The 21,256-nt window shown below is 65.0% G+C and carries 21 protein-coding genes; 15 read left to right on the top strand and 6 right to left on the bottom strand.

Translation table 11 applies throughout. The features are described 5' to 3' along the window. Positions 1–5 precede the first annotated feature (5 nt). Positions 6–521: a GtrA family protein gene (locus ACIBI6_RS12785; RefSeq protein ID WP_364341806.1), complete on the bottom strand. Its 516-nt coding sequence runs from the start codon at positions 519–521 to the stop codon at positions 6–8. A gap of 306 nt (positions 522–827) precedes the next feature. Here ACIBI6_RS12785 and ACIBI6_RS12780 point away from each other — a divergent pair, with 306 nt between their 5' ends. From ACIBI6_RS12780 to ACIBI6_RS12740, 9 genes are all read left to right on the top strand, one after another. Then, complete coding sequence (locus tag ACIBI6_RS12780) at positions 828–1,574, top strand: DivIVA domain-containing protein (RefSeq protein ID WP_364341804.1); 747 nt, start codon at positions 828–830, stop codon at positions 1,572–1,574. 176 nt (positions 1,575–1,750) lie between these two features. Next, positions 1,751–2,377 (top strand): YceD family protein, encoded by a 627-nt coding sequence (locus tag ACIBI6_RS12775; RefSeq protein ID WP_396956171.1) that lies wholly within the window; start codon positions 1,751–1,753, stop codon positions 2,375–2,377. 61 nt (positions 2,378–2,438) lie between these two features. Next, the gene (rpmF, locus tag ACIBI6_RS12770) at positions 2,439–2,621 is read left to right on the top strand and encodes a 50S ribosomal protein L32 (protein WP_014987105.1); all 183 of its coding nucleotides are present in this window, start codon (positions 2,439–2,441) and stop codon (positions 2,619–2,621) included. A gap of 22 nt (positions 2,622–2,643) precedes the next feature. Continuing rightward, positions 2,644–3,366, top strand: coding sequence for a ribonuclease III (gene rnc / locus ACIBI6_RS12765; protein WP_364341800.1), 723 nt, complete (start codon positions 2,644–2,646; stop codon positions 3,364–3,366). Positions 3,367–3,525: 159 nt separating this feature from the next. Beyond that, entirely contained in the window at positions 3,526–4,386 is an 861-nt protein-coding gene (gene mutM, locus ACIBI6_RS12760) for a bifunctional DNA-formamidopyrimidine glycosylase/DNA-(apurinic or apyrimidinic site) lyase (RefSeq protein ID WP_364341798.1), read from the top strand. A gap of 55 nt (positions 4,387–4,441) precedes the next feature. Beyond that, positions 4,442–5,023 (top strand): dihydrofolate reductase family protein, encoded by a 582-nt coding sequence (locus ACIBI6_RS12755; RefSeq protein WP_364341796.1) that lies wholly within the window; start codon positions 4,442–4,444, stop codon positions 5,021–5,023. 5 nt (positions 5,024–5,028) lie between these two features. After that, complete coding sequence (locus ACIBI6_RS12750) at positions 5,029–6,084, top strand: PHP domain-containing protein (RefSeq protein WP_364341794.1); 1,056 nt, start codon at positions 5,029–5,031, stop codon at positions 6,082–6,084. Positions 6,085–6,247: 163 nt separating this feature from the next. After that, positions 6,248–7,774 (top strand): PstS family phosphate ABC transporter substrate-binding protein, encoded by a 1,527-nt coding sequence (locus ACIBI6_RS12745; RefSeq protein ID WP_396956169.1) that lies wholly within the window; start codon positions 6,248–6,250, stop codon positions 7,772–7,774. 65 nt (positions 7,775–7,839) lie between these two features. Further along, a complete protein-coding gene (locus ACIBI6_RS12740) occupies positions 7,840–8,289 on the top strand; it encodes a carboxymuconolactone decarboxylase family protein (RefSeq protein ID WP_396956168.1) in 450 nt (149 codons plus the stop codon). Between the two features lies 1 nt (position 8,290). Here ACIBI6_RS12740 and ACIBI6_RS12735 read toward each other — a convergent pair whose 3' ends face one another. After that, positions 8,291–8,572, bottom strand: coding sequence for a hypothetical protein (locus ACIBI6_RS12735; RefSeq protein ID WP_396956167.1), 282 nt, complete (start codon positions 8,570–8,572; stop codon positions 8,291–8,293). A gap of 365 nt (positions 8,573–8,937) precedes the next feature. Here ACIBI6_RS12735 and ACIBI6_RS12730 point away from each other — a divergent pair, with 365 nt between their 5' ends. The 3 genes from ACIBI6_RS12730 to ACIBI6_RS12720 all read left to right on the top strand — a co-directional run bounded on the left by ACIBI6_RS12730 (position 8,938) and on the right by ACIBI6_RS12720 (position 12,536). Then, positions 8,938–10,134, top strand: coding sequence for a glycosyltransferase family 4 protein (locus ACIBI6_RS12730; protein ID WP_396956166.1), 1,197 nt, complete (start codon positions 8,938–8,940; stop codon positions 10,132–10,134). Beyond that, entirely contained in the window at positions 10,131–12,269 is a 2,139-nt protein-coding gene (locus tag ACIBI6_RS12725) for a glycogen debranching N-terminal domain-containing protein (protein ID WP_364341786.1), read from the top strand. The genes ACIBI6_RS12730 and ACIBI6_RS12725 overlap by 4 nt, the downstream gene beginning before the upstream one ends. Positions 12,270–12,350: 81 nt before the next feature. Continuing rightward, on the top strand, positions 12,351–12,536 hold the full coding sequence (locus tag ACIBI6_RS12720) for a hypothetical protein (RefSeq protein WP_364341784.1): 186 nt from the start codon (positions 12,351–12,353) through the stop codon (positions 12,534–12,536). A gap of 49 nt (positions 12,537–12,585) precedes the next feature. Here ACIBI6_RS12720 and ACIBI6_RS12715 read toward each other — a convergent pair whose 3' ends face one another. The 4 genes from ACIBI6_RS12715 to ACIBI6_RS12700 form a co-directional block, all read right to left on the bottom strand. Next, complete coding sequence (locus tag ACIBI6_RS12715) at positions 12,586–13,473, bottom strand: potassium-transporting ATPase subunit C (protein ID WP_396956165.1); 888 nt, start codon at positions 13,471–13,473, stop codon at positions 12,586–12,588. 1 nt (position 13,474) lies between these two features. Then, positions 13,475–15,535 carry a potassium-transporting ATPase subunit KdpB gene (gene kdpB / locus ACIBI6_RS12710; RefSeq protein WP_396956488.1) on the bottom strand — a complete coding sequence of 687 codons (2,061 nt, stop codon included), beginning with the start codon at positions 15,533–15,535 and terminating at the stop codon, positions 13,475–13,477. A gap of 112 nt (positions 15,536–15,647) precedes the next feature. Beyond that, positions 15,648–17,318, bottom strand: coding sequence for a potassium-transporting ATPase subunit KdpA (gene kdpA, locus ACIBI6_RS12705; RefSeq protein WP_396956164.1), 1,671 nt, complete (start codon positions 17,316–17,318; stop codon positions 15,648–15,650). After that, on the bottom strand, positions 17,319–17,609 hold the full coding sequence (locus ACIBI6_RS12700) for a potassium-transporting ATPase subunit F (protein WP_396956163.1): 291 nt from the start codon (positions 17,607–17,609) through the stop codon (positions 17,319–17,321). Positions 17,610–17,784: 175 nt separating this feature from the next. Between ACIBI6_RS12700 and ACIBI6_RS12695 the strand changes: the two genes are divergently transcribed. The 3 genes from ACIBI6_RS12695 to ACIBI6_RS12685 are packed head-to-tail and all read left to right on the top strand — an operon-like array spanning position 17,785 to position 21,184. Beyond that, on the top strand, positions 17,785–17,937 hold the full coding sequence (locus tag ACIBI6_RS12695) for a hypothetical protein (protein WP_396956162.1): 153 nt from the start codon (positions 17,785–17,787) through the stop codon (positions 17,935–17,937). Further along, a complete protein-coding gene (locus tag ACIBI6_RS12690) occupies positions 17,934–20,435 on the top strand; it encodes an ATP-binding protein (RefSeq protein WP_396956161.1) in 2,502 nt (833 codons plus the stop codon). The genes ACIBI6_RS12695 and ACIBI6_RS12690 overlap by 4 nt, the downstream gene beginning before the upstream one ends. Before the next feature lie 41 nt (positions 20,436–20,476). Then, complete coding sequence (locus ACIBI6_RS12685) at positions 20,477–21,184, top strand: response regulator (protein ID WP_364342042.1); 708 nt, start codon at positions 20,477–20,479, stop codon at positions 21,182–21,184. The last annotated feature ends 72 nt before the right edge of the window (positions 21,185–21,256 follow it).

Here is a 21,256-nt window from a genome sequence, read left to right as displayed (position 1 = left end):
AAGGCTCAGAAGACCAACCCGCGCAGGGCGAGGAAGCGCATACCGCCCACCGCGGCGGTGATGGCCAGAATGGCCGCGGCCTGGAACGTACCGCCCATACCTGGCATCCACACCTCGAGCGCGGCAAGTGCGGCGGTGGTGATCCCGAGTCCGACCAGCGCGAGCCCGCCGCCCTCCCACTGTGCGGTGAACCAGCCGACCCGACCCGCTGCGTGGAAGGTGAGCTGACGGTGCATTTCATTGGCGATCACGGTGCTCACGACCGAGCCCGCGATATTGGCGACCAGGGGACCGACGCCGTGCATCGCGAAGAACAGCAGGACATAGGCGACATTGCTGGAACCGCCGACCAGGGCGAAGCGGATCAGCTGAGCCAGCGCCCGATCGCCACGCAGATACTGCATCAACTGGCCGAACCGAGCGGCCGTCACCGACTGCAGCACCGGGTACGGTCCCGCCCACGGCGTGTACAGGCTGCTTGTCGGCAGAACCGCCGTCCGCGGTAGTTCCAGTACGGTCATTGTCTTTCCGATCCCACACGAGCCTTCGGTACGGACAACCGCGATGGTCATCGCAATCCGCCCGGTCGGCCTCCTCTATCCCCACAGTCCCGGTCAGGGCCTGCGATCCACTTAAGAAGATCTTGTCTGCGACCTTCCTGGACAAATGTAACACCAAGTGGAGACATATCCTCCACTTGTTTTTGTGGCGTACGAGACACCTACACGACACACCGGTGGGGGACTCGGCACGAGCCGTGACGAGAGGCACACTTGGCCTACGGCGGAAAGTTTCGCCGTAGGTCTGCACGAGAGTGGGGTAGGAGCATGTATCGCGTATTCGAAGCTCTCGACGAGCTGGTCGCCATCGTCGAAGAAGCGCGCGGCATCCCGCCCACCCGCGGCTGCATCGTGCCGCGCGGTGACGTGCTCGAACTGCTCGACGACGTGCGCGATGCACTGCCCGGCGAACTCGACGACGCCCAGGATGTGCTCGATCATCGCGACAAGATCGTCTCCGACGCCCGTTCGGCCGCCGAAACGACGGTGACGACCGCGAACGAACAGGCACACCAGACCATCGGATCGGCCCGCGAGGAGGCCGACCGGATCCTCGCCGACGCCAAGGCGCACGCCGACCGCATGGTCGCCGAGGCCAGCGCGCACGCCGACCACTTGGTGAATACCGCACAGGCCGAGGCCGACCGCGTCGTCGCCGACGGCAATGCCGAATTCGAGGCCGTGACTGGTAGGGCCCGCATCGAATCCGAGCGGATGATCGAGGCGGGCAAGGCATCCTATGCCCGTTCGGTCGCCGAAGGTGAGGCCGAGCGCGACCGCTTGGTCACACAGACCGAAGTGGTGCGGGCCGCGCATGCCGAATCGGCTCGATTGATCGACGGCGCTAACGAAGAGGCCGATCGGATGCGCGACGAATGTGACCAGTACGTCGACAGCAGGCTCGCCGACTTCGAGGAGACGCTCAACGCCACCTTGCGGACCGTGCGCGGCGGACGTCACCAATTGCGCTCGGGTGCGGGCGCTCCGGACTACGCGGCCGACTATCGCCGCTGAACCACCCCACCCGGCCCTTCGGCCCGCTCCAGCCGTGCGGCCCTCGACATCCGTACAGTTGGCGAAAGTCGCCGGGCGGCCCGGTCGGAACGACCCAGACGGTTTGGGTCTTCACCGTGCCCTCGCGTATTGTGGACTGGTTGCCCATTTCCCCTCGAATGTGAAGTGAGTTCGTGATGTCCGCCGGTTCCGGTCCCGCTTCGCGTCCTCGTACGGCCGCACGCCGCACGCCGGACGCGGGTTTCGTGCTGGATGTCATCAGCCTGGGCCGCCGCCCAGGCACAATGAAAGCGCTGCATCGCGTGGTCACCACCGACGAGCGGATCGGGCTGGATCTGATCGCCATTCCGGTGGGCGCAGAGGTGGACCTCGATCTGCAGTTGCAGGCGGTGTCCGAAGGTGTGCTCGTCACCGGGACGGTCGCCGCACCGACAGCAGGGGAGTGCTCGCGCTGCCTCGAACCGTTCACCGGCACGGTGGATATTCAGCTCACGGAACTGTTCGCCTATCCGGACAGCGCCACCGAGCAGACCACCGAGGACGACGAGATCTACCGCATCGTGGACGACACGATCGACTTGGAACCGGTGATCACGGACCAGATCGGCCTGGAGCTGCCGCTGCAGCCGCTGTGCACTCCGGACTGCGCCGGCCTGTGTCCGGAATGCGGTGTCCGGATGGCGATTGCGGGTTCCGGCCACGGGCATGAGATACTTGACCCTCGCTGGGCCGGGTTGGCGAAGTTCGCCGCCGAGTCGCCCGGCAACGGCAGCCCCAATGCGGGTGCCAACCCAGACGTCTAGACCAGACCAGTAAGACCATGCTGCCTAACTGGCGAGCAATAGGACAAGAGGAGAAGTAGTCGTGGCCGTTCCCAAGCGCCGGATGTCCCGTTCCAACACCAGGTCGCGGCGCAGCCAGTGGAAGGCCACCGCGCCGACCCTGATCACGTGCCCGAACCGCGCCTGCGGCGAGAAGACGCTGCCGCATATCGCATGCCCCTCCTGCGGCACCTACAAGGGCCGCCAGGTCACCGCTGCTGTCTGATCGTTCGACCTGTCGTATCGACGTGACCGCCAGCAAGGACGAACCCGGCGCGTCCGGTGAACATGCGAGCCTGCTCGCGGCGCTCGGCGTCGACGTGCGGGCCGATTTGCTGCGCCTGGCGCTGACGCACCGGTCGTACGCATACGAGAACGGCGGGCTGCCGACCAACGAGCGTCTGGAATTCCTGGGCGACTCGGTCCTGGGCCTGAGCATCACCGAGCGGCTCTACCATGAGCACCCGGACAAGTCCGAGGGCGAACTGGCCAAGCTGCGGGCGAGCGTGGTGAATATGCACGCGCTCGCCGAGGTGGCGCGCGGGCTCGGCGAAGGCGGGCTCGGCGTGCACCTGCTGCTCGGTAAGGGCGAAGAGCTCACCGGCGGCCGGGATAAGCCCAGCATCCTCGCCGATGGCATGGAGTCGCTGCTCGGTGCGGTCCATCTCGAGCACGGTATCGATATCGCGCGCGAGGTGGTGCTGCGCCTGTTCGCCGACCTACTCGAGCGCGGCCCGCGGATGGGCGCCGGACTCGACTGGAAGACCAGCCTGCAGGAGCTCACCGCCGAACGTGGCCTCGGCGTGCCCAGCTACGAGATCACTTCGACCGGCCCCGACCACGACAAGGAATTCACCGCGACCACCGTGATCGGCGGTCGTCCGTTTGGTCAGGGTGTCGGCCGCTCCAAGAAGGAAGCCGAGCAGAAGGCCGCTGGCGCCGCCTATCAGGCGCTGACCGACAGTATCTAATTCGCGGCGCCTACGGCACCGCGTATTCGCGGCCCCCGGCGTCTCGCTTCCGAGTGGCCGAGACTCGCGACGGCGTCGGATGCGCTTCGGCCACCCGGATGCGAGACAGGCCGCGAACGGGTGCTCGTAAGACTCGCGCGTGGTCGATAGGAGTGCTTGATGCCCGAGTTGCCCGAGGTCGAGGTCGTCCGGCGCGGACTCGCCGCACATGTTGTCGGGCGGGTCGTCGAATCCGTCACGGTGACCCATCTCAGGTCGGTGCGCCGCCATCTCGAAGGCGCGGACGATCTGACGGCCCGGTTGAAGGGTCTGCGGGTCTGTGCCGCCGAGCGTCGCGGCAAATACCTGTGGCTCACCTTCGACGATCCGGACACCTCGCTCGTCGTCCATCTCGGTATGAGCGGGCAGATGCTCGTGCGGTCCGCCGATGCTCCGGTGGAGAAGCACGCGCATATACTCGCGACTCTCGACGACGGCACGCAATTGCGCTTCGTCGATCAGCGCACCTTCGGCGGCTGGGCGCTCGCACCGCTGGTCGAGGTCGACGGCACCTTGGTGCCCGAGCCCGTCGCGCATATCGCCCGGGATCCACTGGACCCGCGCTACGACCCAGAGGCCGTGGTGGCAGCGGTACGCGCCAAACAAACCGAGATCAAGCGGGTGTTGCTGGATCAGACCGTGATCTCCGGCGTGGGCAATATCTATGCCGACGAATCACTGTGGCGGGCCAAGATCCACGGCAACCGGCTCGCATCCGGCCTGACCAGACCCGCCGTACGCACCCTGCTCACCGCGGTCGGCGTGGTGATGGAGGAGGCGCTCGCGGCCGGTGGCACCTCGTTCGACGCCCTATATGTCGATGTCAACGGCCAATCCGGTTACTTCGAACGTTCGCTCGCGGTCTACGGGCGCGAGGACGAACCCTGCCGTCGCTGTGGTGCGCCCATCCTGCGGGAGAAGTTCATGAATCGTTCTTCGTACTCCTGCCCGCGCTGCCAACCGAAGCCCCGTCGCCGTTAGGGTTGGCGAGCTACCGTTCTTTTAGGCGGTTAGACCGGCCGTGGAGGAAGGACTTATGCGCAAGCTCACCTACTACGTCGCATCGACTATCGACGGGTTCATCGCCACCGAGGAGGGGTCGGTCGACTTCTTCCCGGTCGGTGGTGATCACGGCCCGGCGATCACCGCGCAGTACCCGGAGACCCTGCCGACGAAGGTGCGGGAGGCCCTCGGCATAGATAAGCGCAACCGTTACTTCGACACCGTGCTGATGGGTCGCAAGACCCACGATTTCGGCGTGCGGACCGGAACCTCCAGCCCGTATTCGCATCTGCGTCAATTCGTCGTGTCGACGACGTTGCCCGAGAGCCCGGATCCGTCGGTTGAGCTCATCTCGGCCGATCCGCTCGCCACAGTGCGAGAGTTGAAGCGGGACAACGGACTCGGGATCTGGCTGTGCGGCGGCGGGGAATTGGCGCAGGTGTTGCTGCCGGAGATCGATCAGATCTTCCTGAAGCTGTACCCGGTCGTACTCGGCAGTGGCCGTCCGCTGTTCGGTGCCGGCCCGCGCCTGCCCGAGGCGGCCCGCTTCCGGGTGATCACCAGCCGGGTTTTCGAGGACGGCGTCGCCTTCGTGAAGTACAGCCGGATTCGGTAACCGCTGTGGCGGAAGACGATTCGATCGCCGCTCCGGGTCCGGTGGAGGCGCTGCGCGAAATCGGCTTCTGGCTGGAACGCGCACGGGCGCAAACACATCGGGTGAAGGCGTATCGGCGGGCTGCCGACATCGTGGCGCAGCTGCCCGAGGGCGAGCGGGCGATCCATCGGGCGGCGCACAGTTGGCAAGAACTCGCGGGGATCGGCCCCAAGACCGCCGCCGTCATCGAGCAGGCGTATTCCGGTGTGGTACCGGACTATTTGAGCGAACTGCGCAAGGCCGCGCAGCCCATCGGGGGACCGGGCAAGCCCATGCGGGCCCAGTTGCGCGGCGATCTGCACACCCACTCCGACTGGTCCGACGGCGGCAGTCCGATCGCGGAGATGATGGGAGTCGCGGCCGCGCTCGGACACGAATACTGCGCGCTGACCGATCATTCGCCGCGGTTGACCGTCGCCAACGGACTTTCGGCCGACCGATTGCGGCGGCAGTTGGATGTGGTCGCCGAGCTGAACGAACGAGTCGCGCCATTCCGAATTCTCACCGGAATCGAGGTGGACATCCTCGACGACGGGGCCCTGGATCAGCACAGCGATCTGCTCGCCGAACTCGATATCGTTGTGGCCAGCGTACATTCGCATCTGCGTGCCGACAGCGAGGCTATGACCAAGCGCATGGTGTATGCGGTGGCGAATCCGAATGTGGATGTGCTGGGCCACTGCACCGGCAGACTGATCGCGGGGCAGCGGGGGCTGCGGCCGGAGTCGAGTTTCGATGCCGAACTCGTCTTCGAGGCGTGCCGGAGTTACGGGACAGCGGTGGAGATCAACAGCCGGCCCGAACGGCTCGATCCGCCGTCGCGACTGCTGCGGATGGCGGTCGAGATGGGATGCTATTTCTCGATCGACACCGATGCGCATGCCCCTGGTCAGTTGGACTGGCTGGGTTACGGCTGCGAGCGCGCTGTCGCGAACGATGTTGCGGCGGAACGGGTTATCAACACTTGGCCAACCGAGAAGCTGCTTGCCTGGACCAAATCGCCAGCCGGGGACGTGGTTTGATCGTCGCTTCAGCACGAGCAGGCCGACCTGTTCGGAGATGATTTCGGCGCCAGCTTCCGACCATCCGGTTAACTGTTGCCGAACACTGGTGCGGGATCTGCGAGGATGCCCGATGACGTTCGAGAATGGTTGACACACAGATCTCTTGGGGGTGGCGGCGCCGGTGGGTGGCTTTCCGATCGAAATCGTGCTCGGACTCATCGGTATCGCGGTGCCGGTCATCGCATTCCTGTGGGAGTTCGTGTTCGTCGGACGCAAGGAACTCGGCTATCGGGTCCAGATGGATACGCCGGTCACCGGTGAGATCGAGTCGGTCTTTCCTGGAGTGCTGCCGCAGCTGCGCCCGGCGCAGGACGGTGTGAGTCCCCCGCTGAAGGATCTGTCGGTTGTCCTGGTCCGCATCGAAAACAGCGGTGCGACACCGATCGACACGCACGACTACCAAGCACCGGAGGCGGGCCGGGTCGGCCTGCATCTGAACTTTCCACAGCGCCGGGTCATCGGTATGGCGGTGACCGAGCTGAGCGACCAGGGTCTGGCCGATTCGCTGGGCCGTGATTCGGGCATCGCGGTTCGCGAGGATACGGTCGGACATATCGGTGCCATTGATCTGCCGAGAGTGCCGCTCAATCGCGGCGATCACTACAAGATCCTGGCCATCCTGCAACGTTCGGAGGGCACGGGAGAGTATCCGGATCCGGTGCTGAGCGGCGGCATCAAGGGTGGACGGATCATCGAAACCCAGAGCCGTACCGGCATTTCGCGAGTGATGGTGGCGCTCACGGCCTTCCTGGTCGTGGTGATCGTCGTCCAGCTCCTGGTCGCCGTGCTGGCGCCCGATCCGACGCCATTGGATTGTGCCGCGGGCAAACTCTCGGTAGTCGGCTCCTCGGCCTTCGAACCGGTCATTCGCGATGCGGCCGCGCAGTATGGGAAGCGTTGCACCGGAGCGGAATTCGCCTTCGGTTTCGAGGGCACCGAACGCGGACTCGACCAGCTCGCCGAGGAGGGCGAGGACGATCCCGACCTGCTCACGATCAGCGACGGACCGAAAGGTGATGGCTACCAACCGCTGCTGGCACGCCCGCTGGCGCTATCGCTGTTCACCATGATCGTGCACAAGGATGTCGGCGTCACCAACCTCACCGTCGCCCAGATCCAGGATCTGTATCAGGGCCGGATCACCAACTGGCGCGATGTCGGCGGTGCCGATCTGCCGGTCGTGCTGGTCAATCGGATACCGGGATCGGGCACTCGAAATACGTTGGAGCGCAGGTTACTCGGCGGTCCGCAGCCCGATCGGCCGCACGTCAGCTGTGTTGCGATCAAGGATGGCGCACCCGCGACAGCCAGATATTGCGATGTGCAGGTCACCAAGGATATGCAGAAGGCGGTGAGCGATCTCCCAGGTGCGATCGGCTACAGCGAGTTCTCCGAGGCGGTGAAGGTAGGAGCCACGACCCTCACCATCAATGGCGTAACGGCCGGTCGCGACGCCGCCGTCAACCGCAGCTATCCGTTCTGGGGTGTCGAATACGCCTACAGCTACGGCGAACTCCCCGGCGATTCGCTCGGTGCGAGCTTCATACACTTCCTGACCGATCTGACCGGTAAGGATGTGTTGCGCGAGCATGGCAACGAGCCCTGTAGCGAGCTTCCCGATCGGGCCCGCTGCCTGCCGTCTTCGTAACGTTGTCACAGACTCGGCGGCTATCTCGTCCTACTCGGGTAAGCGATTTCGAGAGAGGACGACCTATGTCACGTATGAAGCTCGCCGAGGCGGCGCCCGAGATCTACCAGGCCTGGTACGCCGCCGAGCAGGCCATCCGCCGCGGACCACTGGATTCGACGGTGCGTGAGCTGGTGAAGATCCGCGTTTCCCAGATGAATGGCTGCCTGTTCTGCATCGATATGCACACCACCGATGCGCGGATGGCGGGCGAGACCGAACAGCGGATCTACTACCTCAATGCCTGGCGTGAGTCGGTGAAGTTCACCGAGGTCGAACGAGCCGCCCTTGCCTACGCGGAGGCCGTCACCAGACTTGGTGAACACGGTGTCAGCGATGAAATCTGGGCCGAGGTGGAGAAGAACTTCGACGAGGACGCGCGGGCCGGTCTGGTCGCGGTCACCGCGATGATCAACCTGTGGAACCGGATCGGGGTGCCGCTGCGCATGCAGCCCGCCTCGGCGGCCGAGTCGTGAGTCAGTCGTCCGAGGGCATGATCGGTCTGCTGAAGAATTCCTCGACGGGAACCGGACCCGTGTAGCGTCGGCAACCGCACTGCACCCATACGGGCCCGCCGTAGGTCTTGCGGACCAGCTCGGCATGGCAGGTGCCCGCCTCCGGATCGTGCAGCGCCAGGTCGTGGCCACAGCCGCACCGGGCGACTGCGGCTCCAGCGGGCGAGCGCCTGCCGAACCGGCCTACGGCCCAGCCGGCACCCGCGATTGCGGCTCCGACGGCGAGAGTGATGGGATCGAACATGTTCATATTATATGTATGCGTATAATGAGATGGTAGAGCAATCGCGCACCGGATTTGTTCGCTCGCCCCGTTCGAAATATGCAATTTTGCGATAAGTCCCCTTGATGCCAAAGTCGGATAATGGGCTATTTTATCCCAAATGCTGAGATTTCAGACCGACTGCGTGGTTTGAGCATCCAGAAATAAGGTACGTCTGTGTGCGGCCCCCCTGTTCATGCCAACCGGCGTGACCAGGCCAACCAAGCCTTCATGGACGGCGGTGCAGGCTTCAGTCTCCACCTCCGCCGCGGCGGCCAACACGTTCGGCGCCCAGCGCACCGAAGTGCTGGGTGGATGTGCACAAGGTTGTCCCTGGAAGGATGGTCATGAGCGCAGGTCTAATCGCGCCGAATTCGGCGCCCATTGCCGCTTCGGATTTGCTGTCTACCGATCACGTCGGTGAACGATTCCGCATTGCGATGGTTGTTCCGCCATACTTCGACGTACCGCCGAAGGCCTATGGCGGAGTCGAGGCCGTAGTCGCCGATTTGGTCGACGCCTTGGTCGCACGCGGGCACGACGTGACATTGTTCGGCGCCGGCGAACCCGGTACCACAGCGAAATTCGTTCCGGTTTGGGATCGCGCGTTACCCGAACGGCTCGGCGAGCCGTTTCCCGAGGTCGTGCACGCTCTGAAGGTGCGAAGGGCGATCGAACAGGTTGCCGCCACCTCGGGCGTGGATCTGGTGCACGACCACACCTTTGCCGGACCACTGAATGCCCCGGCATATATGGGACTGGGCTTGCCGACAGTGGTGACCGTGCACGGCCCGGTCGACGAGGGCGACTGCTACCACTACTATCGCGAATTGGGCCAGGAAGTATCGCTGGTCGCGATCAGTGATCGGCAGCGCGAATTGGCGCCCGATCTGAATTGGGTCGGTCGCGTACACAATGCACTGCATGTCGACCAGTGGCCGTACCAAACCGAAAAAGGCGACTACGCACTGTTTCTCGGCCGCTTCACCGCAACCAAGGGCACGCATCTGGCATTGCAAGCCGCGCACGAGGCCGGTATTCCTCTGGTGCTCGCGGGCAAATGCAGTGAGGCACCCGAGCGGGCGTATTTCGAGAAACATGTGCGCCCACTGATCACCGAGCGCGATCATCTTTTCGGACTCGCGGATGCGCAGGCCAAGCGCAAACTGCTCGCGGGTGCGCGTTGCCTGTTGTTCCCGATCGACTGGGAGGAACCGTTCGGCATGGTGATGATCGAAGCGATGGTCTGCGGTACGCCGGTGGTCGCGCTTCGCGGCGGAGCCGTTGCCGAGGTCGTCGTCGATGGTGTGACCGGCCGGATCTGTGATGATCCGTCCGAGCTGCCCGCGGCGATCGCCGAAGCGAGCCAGATGGATCCGGCCGCATGCCGCGCACACGTCGAGGCGAACTTCGGCGCTGGCACGCTCGGGCGCGGCTACGAGCAGGTCTATCACCAGCTCCTGCGTTCGCGGCGTCATGCGCGCGCGGCACTGCTGCTCGATAAGACGGTGCCGGTCCGTATTCCCGCCAGCGAACGCGTATGACCACTGACGCCGGCGTCGCGTCGAATCCCGCACCGCTGAATTCCGGTGAGCCGACCGGTCTCGGCGGTTGTGGAAGTTCGGTGACCTTGGTCGAGGGCGGAACCTTCTGCCTATCGAATCGGCTCGGTGATGTCGAACCGGGACACCCGCACGGGTTGTTCTTTCGCGACGCCCGCGTCATCTCCCGCTGGGAACTGCTGGTGGACGGCAAACCTGCCGAATCACTGTCGGTGCTCAGCCCAGAGGCGTTCGCCGCCAGATTCGTGCTGCGCCGGCCACCGCAGGCCGGACAGGTCGATAGCACCCTGCTCGTGGTGCGCGAACGCCTCATCGCCGACGGCATGCACGAGATCCTGACGCTGGAGAATATGGGCCGCGAGGCCACCGCGGTCACCCTGGAATTGCATGTCGACGCTGATTTCGTCGATCTGTTCGCGGTCAAGGAGGGCCGCGTAGCGCACGGCCGCGCCGAGGTCGCCGTGGCCGAAGGCGAACTGCTGCTGCACGACCGCACCGATCGGATGCGCGGGCTCACGGTCTCGGCGACCGTCGAGCCCGCTGTTCTGCCCGGCACCCTGCTCTGGCGGGTGGTCGTGCTGCCCGGCGAACGCTGGCAAACCGAGATCGTGGCCCAGCCGACCGTCGGTAATCAGCGCGTCCAGGCGCCATTGGCGCCGGGGGAGCACCATGGGCTCAGCGCGCCGAGCCGCAAGATGGCGGCATGGCGACACACCGCGACGAAGATCACTTCCGCGGATCCCGTTCTCACCCAGGTACTCCGCCGCTCGGAAAGCGACTTGGGCGCCTTGCAGATCCACGACGAATCCGGCGAAGGCCGTCCGTTCGTGGCCGCGGGTGCGCCCTGGTTCATGACCCTGTTCGGCCGCGACAGTTTGCTCACAGCGTGGATGGCGCTTCCTTTGGAAGTGGATCTCGCGCTGGGCACACTGCAGCAGTTGGCCGAAATGCAAGGGCAGTGTATCGATCCGCTCACCGAGGAGGAGCCGGGACGGATCATGCACGAAATGCGCCGCGGCCCGGCCAGCGGGCATGTGCTCGGTGGCAGTACCTATTACGGAAGCGCGGATGCCACACCGCTTTTCATCATGTTGCTGGCGGAATGTCATCGGTGGGGCGCGGATTCGGAGGTGATCAGGGAACTGCTGCCCGCCGCCGACGCCGCGGTGCGGTGGATCACCGATTACGGCGATCGTGACGGCGACGGCTTCGTCGAATATCGCCGTGCCACCGATCGCGGCCTGGTCAATCAGGGGTGGAAGGACAGTTTCGACGGAATCAACGATGCTGCGGGACACCTCGCGGAGGCGCCGATCGCGCTGTGCGAAGTGCAGGGCTATGCGTATGCCGCACTGCTGTCCCGCGCGGAATTGGCCGAGGCATTCGACGATCAGCGCGCCGCGACCCGGTTACGCGAGCGGGCCGCCGAACTGCGAGGTAAATTCGCCGAACAGTTCTGGTTGCCGCAACAGGGTTGGTACGCGGTCGCACTCGACGGCGGCAAACGGCAGGTCGACGCGCTGACGAGCAATGTGGCGCATTGTCTTTGGACCGGCATCGCCAGTGACGAGCACGCCGCCGAAATGGTCGGGCGGCTCTCCGGACCCGAAATGGACACCGGCTTCGGGCTGCGCACACTCGCCTCGTCGATGGGTGCCTACAACCCGATGAGCTACCACTGTGGATCGGTCTGGCCGCACGATACCGCGATCGCCGTCGCGGGCTTGCTACGCTACCGGCAGGTGCCGGGCGCGGTCGAGCTCGCCACCCGGCTGGCGGGCGGATTACTCGATGCGGCAGCCTCTTTCGGCGGTCGGCTGCCCGAGCTGTACTGCGGATTCCCGCGCGATCAGTTCGCCGCTCCGGTCCCATATCCCACTTCCTGTTCACCGCAGGCGTGGGCCAGCGCGGCACCGCTATTGCTGGTGCGCTCGTTCCTCGGATTGGATCCGGCCGCGCCGTCGCACACGCTCACTGTCAGACCGCAGCTGCCGCCGCAGTGGGGCACGGTCACTTTGAGTGATCTGCGATTGGGTTCGGCGACCGTGGATCTCGAGGCCGAGGGCGATCAGGTCACCACCGTGCGTCTGCCCGATGATTGGCAGATCACGCGATGAACCGCGCCGAATCGGGTAATCCACCACCGTAAGGACATTGGTTTGCTTCTCCACTGAATACCAGCAGGCTGGAGGTGCACAATGCAGACATCACTGGATCGCCGGGATCTGTGGAGCAGTCAGCACCGTGATTGCAGTGCCGAGCCCATGGATCTCGATCTCGACCTGGCGCGTTTCATCTGCAGTACGCATGCGGGCCATGGCCCGGACTGCCACCAGTATCTCGCCGCATCGGCGTATTGCTTCGCCTGCGTCGAGGACAACTGAACAGAATCGACCGAGCGCCCATTCCCATCGGGAATGAGCGCTCGGGTCGTTAGCCGCGCAACGGGTATCGCTTGTCGAGATCGAGGTTCAGCTCGACCACATCGACGCGCGGTTCACCGAGGAAGCCGAGGGTCCGGCCATCGGTGTGCGCGTCGACGAGTGTGCGCACCTGATCCTCGGAGATATTGCGGGCCTTGGCGATTCGCGTGACCTGGATGGCCGCGTACCGCGGCGTGATGTGCGGGTCGAGACCGCTGCCGCTGGCGGTGACCGCGTCGGTGGGTACTGGTGTGTTGGTTGCGGCGTCGCCGTAGATCGGGACGATGCGGCCGGCCGAGTAGTCCTCGCCCGGTTTGGCGCACTCGACTTCGACACCGTTGTAGGTGTCCAGGAATGGTGTCGTCGGGCATGCTTCGTTGACGCTGATGACCTGCACTGGTTGCGAGACCTCGCCGTCGGTGTCGCGTGGACCGATCACTGAAAGCACCGCGCCGACACCGTCTTTGGTGCAGAACGGGCGGCTGCCGTCGACCGCCTCACGGTCGCCGACCTCCTTGCTGCGCGCGCAGACGGTGGAGAGCTGGCTCAGTTTCACCTTGTCCGGATCGGAGTCGAGGGTGTCGACGATGCTTTCCGGGCCGAGGTTGGACGCGGCGGTGGACAGTGGATCGTAGCCGTCACCGGCTGCGGAGGGGCGGCTTTGGAAGTACTGCGCCAGCACATTGCCGTGTTTATCGGTGAAGGACTGCCCGATCAGGCTGGAGCCCACTGTCTTTCCGGCGACGGTGATCAGCGAGCCCTCGGCTTTGTCGTGCAGGCCGGGCAACTGAGCGACCGCGAAAACCGCTAGCGGATAGACGATTCCGGTGATCGCGGTGAGCACCAGCAGCGCACGCAACGCGGCCAGATGCTGCCGGATCCAGGTTGACATACGCATATCAGGACATCCCGGGGAGGAGTTGGACAACGAGGTCGATGAGTTTGATGCCGATGAACGGTGCGATGATGCCGCCGAGGCCGTAGATGGTCAGGTTGCGGCTCAACAGTTTCGACGCATGGGTCGGTGTGTAGTTCACCCCGCGCAGCGCCAATGGGATCAGCGCGATGATGACGAGTGCGTTGAAGATGACCGCCGACAGGATCGCCGACTGCGGGCTGGCCAGCCGCATGATGTTGAGCGCGTCGAGGCCGGGGAACAGTGCGATGAACAGCGCGGGCAGGATCGCGAAGTACTTGGCGATGTCGTTGGCGATCGAAAAAGTGGTCAGCGCGCCACGGGTGATGAGCAGCTGTTTGCCGATCTCCACGATCTCGATGAGCTTGGTCGGATCCGAATCCAGATCGACCATGTTCCCGGCTTCCTTGGCCGCGGAGGTGCCGGTGTTCATCGCGACGCCCACGTCGGCCTGTGCCAGTGCCGGAGCGTCGTTGGTGCCGTCACCGGTCATCGCGACCAGCCTGCCGCCGTCCTGCTCCTGTTTGATCAGGGCCAGCTTGTCTTCCGGCGTGGCTTCGGCGAGGAAGTCGTCCACGCCCGCCTCATCGGCGATCGCCTTGGCGGTCAACGGGTTGTCGCCGGTGATCATGACGGTGCGGATGCCCATGCGGCGCATCTCGTCGAAACGCTCCCGCATGCCCTGCTTGACGACGTCCTTGAGGTGGATGACACCGAGCAGCCGGGCCGTGCCATCGTTGACCTCACCGACCACCAGTGGCGTACCACCGGAGGCCGAGACGTCATCGACGATCACGCCGATCTCGGTAGGTACGTCCCCTCCTTGTGCGCGAACCCATTCGGTGACCGCGCTGGCCGCACCTTTGCGCAGTTGGTGCCCGTCCTGAAGGTTCACGCCGGACATGCGGGTCTGGGCGGTGAATTCCACCCAGGTCGCGCCGGTCAGCTCGCCCGGTGTGCGTTCGCGTTTGTTGAACGCCTGCTTGGCGTAGACGACGATGGAGCGACCCTCGGGGGTCTCGTCGGCGAGGCTGGAAAGCTGTGCGGCATCGGCCAGTTCGTTATCCGGAACGCCGGGTACCGGAACGAATTCCGAGGCTTGGCGGTTGCCGAGTGTGATGGTGCCGGTCTTGTCCAGCAGCAGGGTGTTCACGTCGCCGGCGGCCTCGACCGCGCGGCCGGACATAGCCAGTACGTTGCGCTGGACCAGGCGGTCCATACCCGCGATGCCGATGGCCGAGAGCAGTGCTCCGATGGTGGTCGGGATCAGGCAGACCAGCAGCGAGACCATGACAATGCCGGTGATGCCGTGCACATCGAGTGCCGAAGTATCCGTAACGCCAGGGTTGTTCGCCTTGGAAAAGATAGCCAGCGGCTGCAGGGTGACCACCGCGAAGACGAAGATGATCGTCAGCGAGGCGAGCAGGATGTTCAGCGCGATTTCGTTCGGCGTCTTCTGCCGGGAAGCACCTTCGACGAGGGCGATCATCTTGTCGATGAAGCTCGCGCCCGGCTCCTGGGTGATCTTCACGACGATCCGATCGGACAGGACCGTGGTGCCGCCGGTGACGGCCGAGCGGTCACCGCCGGATTCCCGGATGACCGGGGCGGATTCGCCGGTGATGGCTGATTCGTCCACCGAGGCGATGCCTTCCACGACATCGCCGTCACCGGGGATGATCTGCCCCGCCTCGACGACGACGTAGTCGCCGCGCTGCAGTTCGGGCGCGCCGACCTTCTCCTCGACGATTCTGGCGCCGGGAGACCAGTCGACCAGTCGCCGAGCAACGGTGTCGGTCTTCGCCTTACGCAGGGTGTCGGCTTGTGCCTTGCCGCGGCCCTCGGCGACTGCTTCGGCGAGGTTGGCGAAGATCACGGTGAGCCACAGCCACACCACGATCGCCCACGCGAAGAAGCTGGGGTCGGTGATCGCGAGGATCGTCGACCAGACCGCGCCGATCTCGACGATGAACATCACCGGGTTGCGCCACATGGTGCGCGGGTCGAGCTTGCGCGCGGCATCCGGCAGCGATGTCAGCAGCATCTTCGGGTCGAGCGCGCCACGCGGGACACGACCGCGGTTGTGTTCCAGCCGCTTCTTCGACTCGTTGAACTCGTCCGGAACGCTGATGATTTCAGTAGTGGGACTGGTCATTTCAGTGGATTCCTTCAGCGAGCGGCCCGAGTGCGAGTGCGGGCAGGAAGGTGAGCGCGACCAAGATCACCGTCACACCGACGACCATGCCGACGAACTGCGGCCGGTGCGTCGGTAGCGTGCCGATCGACTCGGGAGTGGTGCCCTGCTGGGCCAGCGAACCTGCGAGCGCGAGCACGAAGATCATCGGCAGGAACCGCCCGAAAACCATGGCCAGGCCGAGCGCGGTGTTGTACCACTCGGTATTTCCGGTCAGACCCGCGAAGGCGGACCCGTTGTTATTCGCCGCGGATGTGAAGGCGTACAACACCTCTGAGAGTCCGTGCGGCCCGCTGTTGGCCATGCTCGCCCGCTGGTCCGGCATTGCCATGGCGACGGCGGTGCCGACGAGCACGATCAGCGGGCTGATCAAGAAGTACGACGCGGCGAGCTTGATTTCGCGCGGGGTGATCTTCTTGCCCAGGTACTCCGGCGTGCGCCCGACCATCAGACCGGCCACGAAGACGGTGATCACCGCGAGGATGAGCATGCCGTACAGACCCGAGCCGGTACCACCGGGCGCGACCTCACCCAACTGCATGTTGAACATCGTCATCATGCCACCGAGGCTGGTATACGAGTCGTGGAAGGAGTCGACGGCACCGGTCGAGGTCAGCGTGGTCGCGGTGGCGAAGGTCGCGGAATCGGCGACGCCGAACCGCGTTTCGACACCCTCCATGGACGCGCCGATCGCCGTCGGCACGGTCCCATGGTGCTGCAGCTGGAAGAAGTTCTGCAAGGTCACGCTGATAAGCGCGATGGTGCCCATCACGGCCACGATCGCGTAGCCCTGCTTCTTGCTGCCGACCATGCGACCGAACGTGCGCGGCAGCGAGAAGCTGATCACCAGCAGCAGGAAGATTTCCAGCCAGTTGGTCCAGGCGTTGGGGTTCTCGAACGGATGCGCGGAGTTCGCGTTATAGAAGCCGCCACCATTGGTGCCGAGTTCCTTGATGACCTCCTGGCTGGCCACCGGCCCGCCGGTGATCGTCTGCTCGCTACCGTTCAGCGTCTGCGCGACCTGATCGTGCAGGTGGAAATTCTGGATGGCGCCACCGGCGATGAGCACGATCGCGAAAACGAACGCGAACGGCAACAGGATGCGGATAGTACCGCGCACCAGATCCACCCAGAAGTTGCCGAGTTCGCCGGTGTGGCGGCGGGCGAAGCCGCGCACCAGCGCGACCGCCACCGCGATACCGACAGCCGCCGAGACGAAGTTCTGCACCGCGAGACCGGCCATCTGCACCAGGTGACCCTGGGTCGACTCACCGGAGTAGTTCTGCCAATTCGTATTCGTCACGAAGCTGACCGCGGTATTCCAGGCCAGCGCCGGGGTCATCTCGGTCGCCGGATCGTGCAGGTGTAGCGGCAGCTTGCCCTGGATCAGCTGGAGGAAGAACAGGAACAGGATGCTGACCGCCGAGAACGCCAGCACACTGCGGGCGTAGACGCCCCAGGTCTGTTCGACCTCGGGCTGCACGCCGATGGCCTTGTAGACGACTCGCTCGGCGCGCGAGTGCTTCTCGGCGTTGTATACCCGGAACATGTAGTCGCCGAGCGGCACATGCACCAGGGCCAACGCGATGATCAGGGATGCGACGAAGGCGATCCCCGCGGTGGTCGTGTTCAACTAGAACCTCTCGGGGAACAGCAGCGCCGCCACCATGTAGACGGCGATGAGTACGGCGAGGACCAGACCGATCAGGTTCGCGATCACAGCTTTTCCACCCCACGCTGGATCAGGCCCAGCAGGGCGAAGATCGCCACGGTGAGCACCGTGAACACCAGGACAGACATTTACACAACCTCCATTGGCGCCGCCGGTATGGCGCGCGACATGGGCAGTCAAGCGGCCATTCGAGCTGGTGCGCAGCCTGTTTACGGGTTCTTGGCGGCGTGTTGATGAGCATTGACGCTTCATTTACGGGGGAAGGCTCGGGCACCCAGCGAAAGGATGCCGTCAAGGTAGCGGGACAACCCGTCAACACCCCGTAAAGATCCAGATAGACAGCCGATACGGGAGTAGAAATTCATCGACCGGCCATGCGGGGGATGCCAGCGCGACCGGGGTCCTATTGGTCGGTGAAAGGATTGTCATGTCGGCTGTCACGGTCGCGGTGATCATCGGATTCATCTGTTGCGCGCTGATCATCCGCGCGCTGGCGATGATGGGGCGGGATTCGGATACCGCGACAGAACGGGTACGGATCTTCGGCGACACGCCGTATCGCGCGATGATGGACGAGTGAAACGCGGGCTACTGCGCATCTACCTCGGTGCGGCACCGGGGGTCGGCAAGACCTACGCCATGTTGGCCGAGGCTCATCGCCGACTCGAACGCGGCCGCGACGTGGTAGCTGCGGTAGTGGAGACACACGGCCGAGCCAAAACCGCGGAACTGCTGGCGGGCATCGAGCGGATTCCACCGCGCATGGTGGCCTATCGCGGCACGACGCTGCCCGAACTCGATGTGGAAGCGGTGCTGCGCCGCGCACCGGCGGTGGCGCTGGTCGACGAACTCGCGCACACCAACGCGCCGGGGAGCAAACACGCCAAGCGTTGGCAGGACGTCGAGGATTTGCTGGCCGCGGGCATCGATGTGATCTCGACGGTCAATGTGCAGCATCTGGAGAGCCTCAACGACGTCGTCGAGCAGATCACCGGCATCCAGCAGAAGGAAACCGTGCCCGATGCCGTGGTGCGCAGCGCCGACCAGGTCGAACTGGTCGATATCACGCCGGAGGCGTTGCGGCGCAGGCTGTCTCACGGCAACGTGTACGCCGCCGACAGGGTCGACGCGGCGCTGCGCAACTACTTCCGGCCCGGCAATCTCACCGCCCTGCGCGAATTGGCGCTGCTGTGGCTGGCCGATCAGGTCGACGCCGCATTGGCGAAATACCGGGCCGACCACAAGATCACTGAGCTGTGGGAGGCGCGCGAACGTGTCGTCGTCGCGGTGACCGGCGGTCCCGAATCGGAGACGGTGGTGCGCCGGGCTGGCCGCATCGCCACCAAATCCAGCGCCGACCTGATCCTGCTGCATGTGGTGCGCGGCGATGGACTTGCCGGGGTGTCGACCGAACGGCTGGCACGGCTGCGGGAATTCGCCGCGAGTCTGGATGCCTCGCTGCATACGGTCACCGGTGACGATGTGCCGAATACGCTGCTGGAATTCGCCCGCGAGGTGAATGCGACCCAGTTGGTGCTCGGCACGTCCCGGCGCTCGCGCTGGGCGCGCATGCTCGACGAGGGCATCGGCTCCGCCGTGGTACAGGCATCCGGCAAGATCGATGTGCACATGGTCACGCACGAGGAGGCAAACCGAGGGCTGCGCCGCTATTCGCTGATGCCGCGCCAGCCGATCCGCGCATGGCTCGCGGCGGTGCTGGTTCCGGTGGCGGTCTCGGCCGTCTGCTCCTTCTTTCTGGACGGATATCTGCAGCTCGGCGGGCTCAGTGCGGTGTTCTTCATCGGCGTCGTCGCGGTGGCGTTATTGGGTGGCGTTGTGCCAGCGGCACTTTCGGCGCTGCTGTCGGGCATGCTGTTGAACTGGTTCTTCGTCGATCCGCGCTACAGCTTGACCATCGCCGAACCGGACAGCTTCGTCACGGTGGCGGTGTTGCTGATCGTCGCGGTGGCGGTCGCGGCGCTGGTCGATGTGGCCGCCAAACAGACCCGTCAGGCGCGCCGAGCCTCCCAGCAGGCCGAGTTGCTGACCCTGTTCGCCGGAGCCGTGCTGCACGGTGCGGATCTGCCCAAGCTGCTGGAATATGTGCGCGAGACCTACGGGCTTCGCGCGGTCAGCATGCAGTGCGGTGACGAGGTGATCGCGGCGGTCGGCACGAGTCCGCCGCAGCGGGCCTCCGAGGCCGAAACCGCGATTCAGGCGGGCGATGCGATGAGCTGGCTGCTGTTGGCCGGACGTCCCCTCGCCGCGACCGACCGTCCGGTGCTCAACGCGGTCGCCAATCAGGCGGCCGGACTGGTCCGCCAGTCTCGGCTGGCCGAGGAGGCCAGCGCCGCCGCGGCCCTGCTCGAGGCCGACCGGTTGCGCCGGGCGCTGCTGTCCGCGGTGAGCCACGATCTACGCACACCGCTGGCCGGGGCCAAGGCCGCGGTTTCCAGTCTGCGCAGTGACGACATCGAGTTCTCGCCCGAGGACACCGTCGAATTGCTGGAAACCATCGAGGAATCGGTGGATCAGCTGACCGCGCTGGTCGGCAATCTGCTCGACTCGTCGCGTCTGGCGGTCGGTGTGGTGCAGCCGCAGTTCCGTCGGGTGTACATGGATGAGGTCGTGCATCAGGCGCTGGTGAGCGTCGGGATGGGCGCGCGCGGACTGCGGCGCGCGGCGATGGATCGGGTCAAGGTGGAGGTCGGCGAGGTTTCGGTGCGGGCAGATAGCGGCCTGCTCGAGCGGGTGCTGGCCAATCTGATCGATAACGCACTTCGGCATTCGACCCGTGATTCGCCTGTTCGGGTCACCGCGGAACGCGACGGCGACCAGGTGTCGATCGCCGTGGTCGATCTGGGTCCCGGTGTCCCGCCGGGCACCGAGGAGCAATTATTCGAGCCTTTCCAGCGGCTCGGCGATCGTGACAACACCTCGGGGGTAGGGCTCGGCCTGTCGGTGGTGCGCGGCTTCGTCGAGGCGATGGGCGGCACCGTGCACGCCGAACCGACACCGGGCGGAGGATTGACGATGATCGTGGACCTGCCTGCCGATGAAACCGAGGTGAGCAGCTGATGATGAGCACAACGACGCCGCGGACCGCACAGGAAGTCGTGATGACCGACAAGAAGCAGGAAGCACCGTCGACGAAGGTGCTTGTGGTCGATGACGAACCGCAGATCGTGCGCGCACTGCGCATCAATTTGTCGGTGCGCGGCTATGAGGTGATCACCGCGGGCACCGGCGCGGCGGCATTGCGAGCGGCGGCCGATAAGCATCCCGATGTGGTCATCCTGGATCTGGGCCTGCCCGATATGGACGGTATCGAGGTACTGGCCGGATTGCGCGGCTGGTCTGCGGCACCGGTGATCGTGCTCTCGGCGCGTACCGATTCGACCGACAAGGTGGAGGCGCTGGATGCGGGCGCGGACGACTATGTCACCAAGCCGTTCGGCATGGATGAGCTGCTCGCTCGGCTGCGGGCCGCGGTCCGCCGCGGCGCGACCGATACCGATACTTCGGATCCGGTGGTGGTGACGTCCTCGTTCACCGTCGACCTGAGCGCGAAGAAGGTCACCAGGAACGGTGAACCGGTGCATCTGACCCCGACCGAGTGGGGGATGCTCGAGATGCTGGTGCGCAACCGCGGCAAACTCGTCGGGCGGCGCGAGCTGCTGCGCGAGGTGTGGGGGCCGTCGTACGCCACCGAAACGCATTATCTGCGGGTGTATCTCGCGCAGTTGCGGCGCAAGCTCGAGATCGACCCGTCGAATCCGAAGCATCTGCTGACCGAGGCCGGAATGGGGTACCGATTCCAGGAGTGATGTCTCGGAGATCACCGGCTCGGGTGGCCATTCGCGGAAGGGCTCGCGCTCGCATGGCGTTGGCGGGAGTGA

This window comes from Nocardia sp. NPDC050412, assembly GCF_044458825.1.
GTDB lineage: Bacteria > Actinomycetota > Actinomycetes > Mycobacteriales > Mycobacteriaceae > Nocardia.
This window is presented reverse-complemented; position numbering and strand designations above follow the sequence as displayed.